The following is a 6,254-nucleotide window of genomic DNA, read 5'->3' on the forward strand; positions in this document are numbered from 1 at the left end:
CATCAAAATACCTCATTTGATGACACGCTTGTTGAGGTGCGCAAATATGAAGGAGAGGTGAAATAATGGCCCACTTTGGCATGGTGATCGACACCAAAAAATGTATCGGCTGTCATGTGTGCGCTATGGCGTGCAAGGTGGAGAATAATCTGCCTAATGACGTTTGGTGGAATCGCGTCTTAACCGACAATGGGGGCGGTGTGGGCTTCGATATGGTGGGAGGCTCTTACCCCGATAACTTGAAACTCAGTTTCTATACGCTTAGCTGCCAGCATTGTGAGAACCCGGCTTGCGTGAAGGTGTGTCCGGTGGGTGCAACATATCGAGATCCTGAAACCGGGGTAGTGCGTCAAGACTACGAAAAGTGTATTGGGTGTCGCATGTGCATGGCGGCATGTCCTTATACGGGCGTGCGTGCGTTCAACTGGGAAGAGCCTCGATACCATATGGACTACGCCGTTGGTGACGCGAACACCCCTCAGCACCAAAAACATGTGGTAGAGAAATGCACGTTTTGCTATCACCGCATATCGAAGGGTGAAGAGCCCGCTTGTATGCATTTATGCGTAGGCCGCGCTCGCCATTTTGGCGATTTAGATGATCCTAGTTCTGAGGTTTCGCAACTCGTCCGAGATCGCGCATACAAACAGCTTCTTGAAGAACGTGGTACCAAGCCCTCTGTCTACTACCTCGTATAGGGCGAAAGGAGAATAATCATGTCTGAGAATACTTCGGCGGCGAAGCCCGCCAGTGCTCCTACTGCCAAATTCGGAGGTAAGGGGCTCACTATTGGTATCGTGGTAGCTGCGCTTGTGGCTGCTGTCGGTGTCGTGCTCTGGGGTATCCAGCTTACCGGGGGCCTTGTGCAGACCGGCATGCGCAACTTCGATTCCTGGGGGCTCTACATTACAAGTTTCATGTTTCTTGTGGGCTTGTCCGCAGGTGGCCTCATTATTTCTTCCGTGCCTCGTGCGTTTGGCATGAAAGGTTTTGGGGGTATTTCCAAGGTGGCTGTGTGGACGTCGATTTGCTGCACGGTGTTGGCAATTGCCTTCGTTGTGATCGACTTGGGCCACCCGCTGCGCCTGTGGGAGTTGTTTGCTTATTCGAACCTAGGCAGCCCTCTTATGTGGGATATTATCGTGCTGAGCGCTTACCTTATTTTGTCCATCGTGTATTTGTGGGCAACTATTCGCTTTGAAGGTGGCAAGGGTTCGGAGAAAAGCCTGCGCGTGATATCGGTGGTTGCGCTGGTGTGTGCAATTCTCGTTCACTCAGTGACCGCGTGGATTTTTGGATTGCTGCCGGGGCACGAGTTTTGGTACACCGCGCTGCTGGCACCTTGGTTTGTGACATCTGCTCTTGTATGTGGTGTCTCTCTCGTACTTGTTGTGGTTATCGTCTTGCGCCACGTAGGATATATGCAGCTTGATCAGCAAAATATTGTCAAGATGGTAAAGATGCTTGGCGTATTTATCATGGTTGATTTGTACTTCTTTGGCTGCGATCTGCTTACCGCAGGCTTTCCGGGAGGCTCGGGGGCAGAGACGGTTGCTATGCTCGTGTTCGGGCCGCTCGCGCCGTTTTTCTGGATAGAGATCATAGGGTGTCTTGTTGCTGCCTTAGTCTGCTTCGTGCCTAAGCTGCGCACTAACCCGCTTATTGTGATTGCAGCGGTACTTGCTATCGTTGGTATCTTCTGCAAACGCGTTCAGCTCTTGGTGGGCGGTTTTCAGATTCCTAACCTTGATTACGCGAACGCTATGTCTCCTTATACGGTCACCGATTGGTCGGCGGGGATGCTTGGCGCTTATCAGGGTATGGTGTACTGGCCAACACCGCTTGAATTTGGTGTGACGATGGGGGTTTTTGGCCTCGGCGTACTTATGCTGCTTCTGGGTCTGAAGTTTTTGCCACTCAAGCCAAACGAGCAGTCGCACTAACATCTTCAACGAAACGCGTCGAGCTGTAGTTTTTCCGTCGGCTCGACGCGGCGTCAAGCGAAACAAGCACCTGCTAGCCGCTCCTTTGCTGAGGGCATGGAAAGCGGGTGCTTTCGCTTTGAAAGGGGAAACTTGTGCTAAGGAAGATAGCCATAACCCTGGCCGTATTTTTGATAGTAGGTGTGGGTGTGTATGGGGCGGGACGTATAGCGAACGCGTCAGTTGGATTGCCACACCCTATTGCCCCGGATTCGCCCTGCCCTGTTGTTGGATGCGCCAACGGAAGCTGTCATGGCTTTGATAATGTGCCAAAGCCCGATGGTGTACATGAAATGTCTTGCCCTGAGGTGTCATGTGCCTCTCTTGAGTGTCACGCATGGAATACGTTGGAAACACGCTACTATCAGCCGAGCGACTCGAGTTTGAATTTGTGGATACTCGCTCCGGTGGTGCTGATTGTGGGCCTTGTCATTATCGTTCGGAAGATGTAGGAGCGGGTATGGACAAGAAAAAATTTCTGATCGATGTGGTGGCGCTTCTTGTTTTTGGTGTGGTGATGAACCCGGCAATTACGGGCATAGGAGTGCACGAATGGATCGGGTTGGTGCTACTGATAGTATTTTTTATACATGTACTGATGAGTATCGACTGGATGGTTGATACGGTAAAGAACCTTCGGGTAGGCACCTCGTGGACGCGGAGAGGCAATTTCGCGCTCGATATGCTCATCGTAATAACGTGTATGGTGGTAACGGTTTCGGGCCTGCTTGTGTCGGGTGCTGTTCTCCCGACCTTTGGTCTTTATGCTGACGGCTACTATTTCTGGAATCCACTCCATGCGATGTCGGCCAAGGTGTTGCTTGCTCTGCTTCTCGTGCATGTGTTTGTGCATTGGAAATGGTTTGCCAGTGTTCTCAGGAAAGGGCGCGGCGATTCCTCCGACGGATCTTCTTCGACGGAGCGTCGTGATCGTTAGAAACGAAGCGCGGTGAAAAAAAGGGGGGGCGTGCTGCCTCCTTTCACCGCGTATTGAGACTCTCGAGCAGAGACTGGGTAGGATGCAAGCTGCGAGGGGATTGATTGCCATGTTTGGTGAATGCGCTCAGACAACTCGCCTCTGGCATACTTTGAGAAATGGTGGTCGTAGTGCGAGCTTTTGGGTGAGGTGAGCGCTCTGGGGCACTTCTGAATCTCATCGAAGATGATTAACGTGTTCGATACTTGCTATTCTCTCCTCATCACCTAGAATGACGGTGCAACGTTACCGGGTGCTCGATCGAGAATGCGAGGGGGCAAGAGTCGGAATGCTGGGGGATTTGGTAGTCTGGTACTTGTTTTTAGGCGGGGCGGGATCGGGGCTTCTATTTGTTGTTGCTAGTCTTGAAGCTCTCTCGCCGCACGCTATTGATGAAGCCCGTACCGAGGGGAATCGTTGCTATGTTCCTCGGGAACTCTATAGTCGCTTTTTTGGGCCGGCATACGGCGTAGGCCTTGCCTCAGTGATATTGGGCATGTTTTGCCTTCTGATTGACCTTGGTCGAAGCGATCGCGCTTTGTCTCTTTTCTTTCAACCCGTGCCCTCATTTATTACTTTTGGTGCATTTGGGCTGGTTATCCTTGCGGTGCTTGCAGCGGTACTTTTTACGGTTTGGGTATTGAGGATACCGGTTTTTCCAAAAATGTTAATGCTGGTTATTCGTAGTGGTTGCATGGTGATGGCTTTTGTGGTGATGCTGTACACCGGGCTTTTTCTTTCTAGCATGTCGGCGGTGGAGCTATGGGATTCACCTTGGCTGCCTGTTCTGTTCGTGGTGTCGGCGCTTTCCGCAGGGCTTGCGCTGCTGGTGTGCATTGTTGTTCTGTGCGGATCGGGCGATGAATTCAAGTCAACACTCCGCCGTATTCAAAAAGCCGACGCAGTGGTTATTGCGTGCGAAATGGTCGTGATTGTGCTGTTTGTTGCCTTGGGTCTGCTGGGGAATGAGGCTGCTCGCCTCTCGGCCGAGCGTATGGTGCAAGGCGATCTGGCAAGTGTTTTCTGGGGATGTATCGTGCTGCTTGGGCTTATTGCTCCTCTGGTGTGCGAAGTATTCAATCGCCATCTGAATGCGTATGTAGTCATCGCTTCGGGAGCCTTTGTTTTGGTGGGTGGGTATTTCCTGCGGTGGTGTATTTCGGAGGCGGGTAGGGCCCCTGATATCGTGACATCGGTTATGAAGGTGCTTGGGATACAATGAAGGCATTCGCGGGAATTCTGAGGGAGGTTTAAGAAAACAACGTGGTCTTGTTCGAAGTAGACAAAGAAAGTGATCTTCCCCTTTGGGTGCAGCTGCGCAATCGGCTGGTCTACTTGATAACCACGGGGTACTTCAAACCTGGTGAGAAGCTTCCTACCGTGCGTGGTCTGGCAGCAGATATATCCATCAACTTCAACACGGTAAACAAAGCGTATATCAGCTTGATGGACGAAGGATACATAGACTCAAAGCCGGGCAGGGGAGCTATCGTTCGGGCGGTGGAAGATGATAAAACCGAGACATTTGAATCGGTTGATACACTGATTGAAGATTGCGTTGATGCTTGTCTCGCAATGGGACTTTCTTTTGATGATGTGAATAAACGCATGAAGAAAAAGATGCGCGAAATGGAAAAGAGTAGAACCGATGGTCGAGAGTAAGCGGATAGGATGGCTGGCATGAAAAAGGACACCGCAAATGCCAAAGGGAAGAGGCGGCAGGGGGTTGTCGCCGAAACTCAGGTACTCGAAACTGATCGCACGGCATCGAAGGCCGGAGCACTGATTTTCGCACTCGTTTTGTTCCTGGTTGTTTTCGCGCTTGTGCAGGGTGTTTGGCTGTTCGCGTTCGGTGCGGTAGATGTGATGAGTGTGGCGGCGGCGCTTATTGTTGCGTGGCTTGCTACCTCTACCGTACACATTGCGAACCAATGGGAAAAGATCGTTGTGCTGCGGCTTGGTAAGCTCAACCGCGTATCAGGTCCTGGCCTGGTGTTCACCATTCCTGTTATCGAGCACTGCTCGTTGCGGGTTGACATGCGTATGAGGTCGGTTCCATTCGGGGCGAAGGAAACCCTGACCGCCGATCTGATTCCCCTTGATATCGATGCCGTGCTGTATTGGATGGTGTGGGATGCGGAAAAGGCATGCATGGAAATCAACAACTACAGCCTTGCGGTGCAGCTGGCTGCCCAGACGGCACTGCGCGACGCGATTGGGCGCTCGAGTGTTGCCCAGGTAACCATTCGTCGCAACCAGCTCGACAAAGAGCTTACCCAAGTGCTTGATGAAAAAACTGCGCAATGGGGCATCTCTGTTATGTCGGTTGAGATCAGGGATATCATTGTGCCCGAGTCGCTTCAGGAGGCCATGTCTTTAGAGGCGCAGGCTGAGCAGCAAAAGAAGGCTCGCATTATCCTCATGGAGGCTGAGCAGGTAATTTCTGAAATGGCCGTTGGGGTGGGGGAGACGTACGGGGATAACGACAACGCCATGGCCATCAGGCGCATGCATTTGCTGTATGAGAGCGTTCGTACCACCGGCGGCACCGTGGTGGTGCCGAGCGCGTTCGCCGAGGGATTCGGTGACGTTTTACCTGATGATATAGGTAAGATTATCGGGAAGTGATTTCGCAGGTAAGCTCTTACTTCTCAAAGTAGAATAATACAATACCAAGTTATCCTAGGATAAGTCTTGATTATCCTAGGATAACTTGGTATTGTGCATTCAGTGGAATTTGGCCAATTCTCAGAAGGAATATTGAGGGGATATCCGGATGAATTGTGCTCGCAGGAGCAGAGGGTTCGTGCTTCTGGACTCAAGGGGGATATTCTGACACGATCTTTTAGGAGGAGAGATGTCAGGAACGACCAGTCCGCAAAGCGGACTCACTCGTAGAGGATTTCTCAAAACAACCGGTATTGTTGCAGGATCTGCGGCAATCGTCGGAGGCGCTACGCCATTGACGGCGCTGGCTGAAGACCTCAATACTGGACAAACGGAAGCAGAAGGTGAGCAGATTTTTCGCGGGGTATGTCGCCCTAACTGCTTTAGTTTTTGCCATCTGAATGTTCATGTGCGTGATGGTAAGATAACGAAGACCTCTCGTGCGGAATATAATGAGGGCTGCTATGATCGAATTTGCCAGCGCGGGTTATCGCATGTTCACAGAATTTACGATCCCGAACGCTTGCAGTATCCCTTGCGCCGCGCTGAGGGTACCGAACGTGGTGCTGGAAAATGGGAACGTGTGAGCTGGGACGAAGTCTTTACGGAAATTGCCGACAAAATCAAAA

General features: G+C 51.5%; 7 protein-coding genes. All 7 read left to right on the plus strand.

Features of this window, described 5'->3' with window-relative positions; translation table 11 throughout:
* Positions 1–65 precede the first annotated feature (65 nt).
* Entirely contained in the window at positions 66–698 is a 633-nt protein-coding gene (locus tag RR842_RS07700) for a 4Fe-4S dicluster domain-containing protein (protein ID WP_332553163.1), read from the plus strand.
* Positions 699–716: 18 nt separating this feature from the next.
* A complete protein-coding gene (gene nrfD, locus RR842_RS07705) occupies positions 717–1,943 on the plus strand; it encodes an NrfD/PsrC family molybdoenzyme membrane anchor subunit (RefSeq protein ID WP_332729395.1) in 1,227 nt (408 codons plus the stop codon).
* A gap of 499 nt (positions 1,944–2,442) precedes the next feature.
* Entirely contained in the window at positions 2,443–2,919 is a 477-nt protein-coding gene (locus tag RR842_RS07710) for a DUF4405 domain-containing protein (protein WP_332553161.1), read from the plus strand.
* A 328-nt stretch (positions 2,920–3,247) separates the two neighbouring features.
* Entirely contained in the window at positions 3,248–4,180 is a 933-nt protein-coding gene (gene nrfD / locus RR842_RS07715) for an NrfD/PsrC family molybdoenzyme membrane anchor subunit (protein WP_332729396.1), read from the plus strand.
* 41 nt (positions 4,181–4,221) lie between these two features.
* Entirely contained in the window at positions 4,222–4,620 is a 399-nt protein-coding gene (locus RR842_RS07720; protein WP_332553159.1) for a GntR family transcriptional regulator, read from the plus strand.
* 18 nt (positions 4,621–4,638) lie between these two features.
* Positions 4,639–5,586: a slipin family protein gene (locus RR842_RS07725; protein ID WP_332553158.1), complete on the plus strand. Its 948-nt coding sequence runs from the start codon at positions 4,639–4,641 to the stop codon at positions 5,584–5,586.
* A gap of 229 nt (positions 5,587–5,815) precedes the next feature.
* The coding region (locus RR842_RS07730) for a molybdopterin-dependent oxidoreductase (RefSeq protein ID WP_332729397.1) at positions 5,816–6,254 on the plus strand (439 nt) is incomplete at its 3' end.

Source organism: Gordonibacter sp., from assembly GCF_036667095.1.
GTDB lineage: Bacteria > Actinomycetota > Coriobacteriia > Coriobacteriales > Eggerthellaceae > Gordonibacter.

Bases quoted from the DNA above. Each gene is read 5' to 3' on its own strand.
- nrfD (WP_332729396.1), top strand. From the start codon at position 3,248: ATGCTGGGGGATTTGGTAGTCTGGTACTTGTTTTTAGGCGGGGCGGGA.
- RR842_RS07725 (WP_332553158.1), top strand. From the start codon at position 4,639: ATGAAAAAGGACACCGCAAATGCCAAAGGGAAGAGGCGGCAGGGGGTT.
- RR842_RS07700 (WP_332553163.1), top strand. From the start codon at position 66: ATGGCCCACTTTGGCATGGTGATCGACACCAAAAAATGTATCGGCTGT.
- nrfD (WP_332729395.1), top strand. From the start codon at position 717: ATGTCTGAGAATACTTCGGCGGCGAAGCCCGCCAGTGCTCCTACTGCC.
- RR842_RS07710 (WP_332553161.1), top strand. From the start codon at position 2,443: ATGGACAAGAAAAAATTTCTGATCGATGTGGTGGCGCTTCTTGTTTTT.